This is a genomic window from Carnobacterium pleistocenium FTR1 (genome assembly GCF_000744285.1).
GTDB lineage: Bacteria > Bacillota > Bacilli > Lactobacillales > Carnobacteriaceae > Carnobacterium_B > Carnobacterium_B pleistocenium.
In genome coordinates, this window is record NZ_JQLQ01000002.1 from 2,622,501 (window position 1) to 2,625,711 (window position 3,211).

The 3,211-nt window shown below is 45.0% G+C and carries 1 protein-coding gene and 2 rRNA genes (1 of these 3 running past the window's edge); all 3 read left to right on the forward strand.

Going from position 1 to position 3,211, the window contains the following annotated elements; genetic code table 11:
* A 23S ribosomal RNA gene (locus BP17_RS12775) occupies positions 1 to 1,907 on the forward strand (it extends 1,013 nt beyond the left edge of the window).
* An 88-nt stretch (positions 1,908 to 1,995) separates the two neighbouring features.
* A 5S ribosomal RNA gene (gene rrf, locus BP17_RS12780) occupies positions 1,996 to 2,112 on the forward strand.
* Between the two features lie 296 nt (positions 2,113 to 2,408).
* Positions 2,409 to 2,879, forward strand: a complete 471-nt coding sequence (locus tag BP17_RS12785; protein ID WP_035054925.1) for a putative immunity protein — start codon at positions 2,409 to 2,411, stop codon at positions 2,877 to 2,879.
* Positions 2,880 to 3,211 lie beyond the last annotated feature (332 nt).

The window sequence follows — 3,211 nt, forward strand, 5'->3', positions numbered from 1 at the left end:
GTCGAAAGGGAAACAGCCCAGACCACCAGCTAAGGTCCCAAAGTTTATGTTAAGTGGAAAAGGATGTGGAGTTGCTTAGACAACTAGGATGTTGGCTCAGAAGCAGCCATCATTTAAAGAGTGCGTAATAGCTCACTAGTCGAGTGACCCTGCGCCGAAAATTTACCGGGGCTAAACATAACACCGAAGCTGTGGATAGAACCATTGGTTCTATGGTAGGAGAGCGTTCTAAGGGCGTTGAAGCTAGATCGTGAGGACTAGTGGAGCGCTTAGAAGTGAGAATGCCGGTATGAGTAGCGAAAGACGGGTGAGAATCCCGTCCACCGAATGACTAAGGTTTCCTGGGGAAGGCTCGTCCTCCCAGGGTTAGTCGGACCTAAGTCGAGGCCGAATGGCGTAGACGATGGACAACAGGTTGAGATTCCTGTACCAGTTTGTTTTGTTTGAACAATGGAGGGACACAGTAGGCTAAGGAATACGTGCTGTTGGATATGCACGTCCAAGCAACAAGTTTTGAAGTGAGTCAAATGCTTGCTTCTTTAAGAACAAGTTGTGATGGGGAGGGAAATTAAGTACCGAAGTTCCCGATGTCACACTGTCAAGAAAAGCTTCTAGTTAGAAACAAACTGCCCGTACCGCAAACCGACACAGGTAGTCGAGGAGAGAATCCTAAGGTGTGCGAGAGAACTCTCGTTAAGGAACTCGGCAAAATGACCCCGTAACTTCGGGAGAAGGGGTGCTGACCAATTGGTCAGCCGCAGTGAATAGGCCCAGGCGACTGTTTATCAAAAACACAGGTCTCTGCAAAATCGTAAGATGACGTATAGGGGCTGACGCCTGCCCGGTGCTGGAAGGTTAAGAGGAAGGGTTAGCTCTAGGGCGAAGCTCAGAATTGAAGCCCCAGTAAACGGCGGCCGTAACTATAACGGTCCTAAGGTAGCGAAATTCCTTGTCGGGTAAGTTCCGACCCGCACGAAAGGCGTAACGATCTGGGCACTGTCTCAACGAGAGACTCGGTGAAATTATAGTACCTGTGAAGATGCAGGTTACCCGCGACAGGACGGAAAGACCCCATGGAGCTTTACTGCAGTTTGATATTGAGTGTTTGTACAGCTTGTACAGGATAGGTAGGAGCCAATGAAGCCAGGACGCCAGTCTTGGTGGAGGCGTTGGTGGGATACTACCCTTGCTGTATGACCACTCTAACCCACAGCCCTTATCGGGCTGGGAGACAGTGTCTGACGGGCAGTTTGACTGGGGCGGTCGCCTCCTAAAGTGTAACGGAGGCGCCCAAAGGTTCCCTCAGAATGGTTGGAAATCATTCGCAGAGTGTAAAGGCATAAGGGAGCTTGACTGCGAGACCTACAAGTCGAGCAGGGACGAAAGTCGGGCTTAGTGATCCGGTGGTTCCGTATGGAAGGGCCATCGCTCAACGGATAAAAGCTACCCTGGGGATAACAGGCTTATCTCCCCCAAGAGTCCACATCGACGGGGAGGTTTGGCACCTCGATGTCGGCTCATCGCATCCTGGGGCTGTAGTCGGTCCCAAGGGTTGGGCTGTTCGCCCATTAAAGCGGTACGCGAGCTGGGTTCAGAACGTCGTGAGACAGTTCGGTCCCTATCCGTCGCGGGCGTAGGAAATTTGAGAGGAGCTGTCCTTAGTACGAGAGGACCGGGATGGACACACCTCTGGTGTACCAGTTGTTCTGCCAAGGGCATTGCTGGGTAGCTATGTGTGGACGGGATAAACGCTGAAAGCATCTAAGCGTGAAGCCCCCCTCAAGATGAGATTTCCCATCACGTAAGTGAGTAAGACCCCTGGAGAGATGATCAGGTTGATAGGTTGGAAGTGGAAGTATAGCGATATATGGAGCGGACCAATACTAATCGGTCGAGGACTTAACCAAAGAAATAAGCGGTGTACGACGGATTCAGAACAAAAACGATTTTTACCTTATCCAGTTTTGAGAGAACAATGTTCTCTGATTGAAATTGTGTGGTGATGATGGCAAGAAGGGTCACACCTGTTCCCATGCCGAACACAGAAGTTAAGCTTCTTAGCGCCGATGGTAGTGAAGGGTTTCCCTTTGTGAGAGTAGGACGTTGCCACGCAACTAGAAAGACATCATCTTAGGATGGTGTCTTTTTTTGTTTGTAAATAAAAAAAAGACTCTTCTTTAAGGATATAAATGCGTTGAATTTAGTTTAAACAAGGTGAATTAGGTAGCTTGAAATTAATTTCTCGTGCTGCTTTTGTTCACTCTTGTTTTTTGTTATTCTTAGAGTAAAACTAAGAGTAGCAATTTTTTGAGTACTATAAAATAGCCACCCGAAAATTGTGTCACGTGAAACAATCTCAATGTATCAGAATAGGAAAAGTTGTTTATAAGTTGTGATGGAGGGATTTCATGCCAACAAAGAGTAAAATAAAAATTAAAGATAATAATCAACTGAGAGCAGAAATAGATAAATTATATGAAAAAACGGACCAAGTAGATTTGGCGAAATGGTCGTTATCTATTGCTCAGCATATACTGGATATTGTAAACATTGATTATAATTCAGTAGACGACATTGCTATTGGGTTTCAGACAAATGAATTATGGCAATGGCATAAAGCAAGCATGCATGATGTTAGACAAGCAGGATTTAAAATCCATAAACTCGCACGAGAATGTGATGATGAAATTCAGAAGACGGCATTAAGAGTCGCAGGACAGGCAGTAGGAAGTGGACACATGAGAGAGCACTCAATGGTAGCTTCAGACTATGCAATTAAGGCAATAGGATTGCTTACCTCAAAAGATAGCAATGCTATAACACGCGAACGAGAATGGCAACTTAATGAATTAAAAAAAATAGTTCAACACGAGCATTGAACTATTACTAGACTAAACCCAAACCCAAACAAATTAAATCATATCATATCTTTCTAATGTGATGGCCCTATTTAGACTTACAAATAACATTGTTGGTTCAAGTAACTGAGAGTCGATTTTCAGTTGAGCAGCCGTAACGAGCGTTGGTTCGAGTAACTGAGAACCTTCTTTCTAATTGAGTAGCTGCAACAGGCGTTGGTTCGATTAATAGAAAACCGTTAAATTTGACTCCATGACTCACTAGAACATTCTTATTGTTCGATTCTCATTTTAATTACTTACTCAAATTTTATTTGAAGGAATAGAAAAGGTCCCAAGCCATACAAGTTATT